This window comes from Cupriavidus sp. SIMBA_020 (assembly GCF_046535395.1).
GTDB lineage: Bacteria > Pseudomonadota > Gammaproteobacteria > Burkholderiales > Burkholderiaceae > Cupriavidus > Cupriavidus campinensis.
Genome location: NZ_JAWRWU010000125.1, coordinates 1 through 384 on the forward strand (window position 1 = coordinate 1; position 384 = coordinate 384).

At 64.6% G+C, this 384-nt stretch carries 1 protein-coding gene; it reads left to right on the forward strand.

Going from position 1 to position 384, the window contains the following annotated elements; translation table 11 throughout:
- Positions 1-29: 29 nt before the first annotated feature.
- Positions 30-384: LysR family transcriptional regulator (locus SB751_RS28455; protein ID WP_410748845.1), on the forward strand; the 355-nt coding region annotated here is incomplete at its 3' end.

Here is a 384-nt window from a genome sequence, read left to right on the forward strand (position 1 = left end):
CTTGTGCCCTCTACAGGCCCAGCGACTCCATGAACTTCCAGCAATTGCGTTCCGTGCGCGAAACGGTACGCCGTGATTTCAACCTGACCGACGTGTCGGAAAGCCTGCATACCTCGCAGCCCGGCGTCAGCCGCCAGATCCGCGAACTGGAAGAAGAGGTGGGCGTCGACATCTTCGTGCGCTCGGGCAAGCGCCTGATCGGCCTGACCCCGCCCGGCGAACTGATCCTGCCGCTGGTCGAGCAGATCCTGCAATGCGCCGACAACATCCGCCACGCGGGCGCGGAATACGCCGACAGTCGCACGGGCGTGCTGTCCATTGCCGCCACCCATTCGCAGGCGCGCTACGCCTTGCCGCCGGTCATCAAGGAATTTCGCCAGCGCT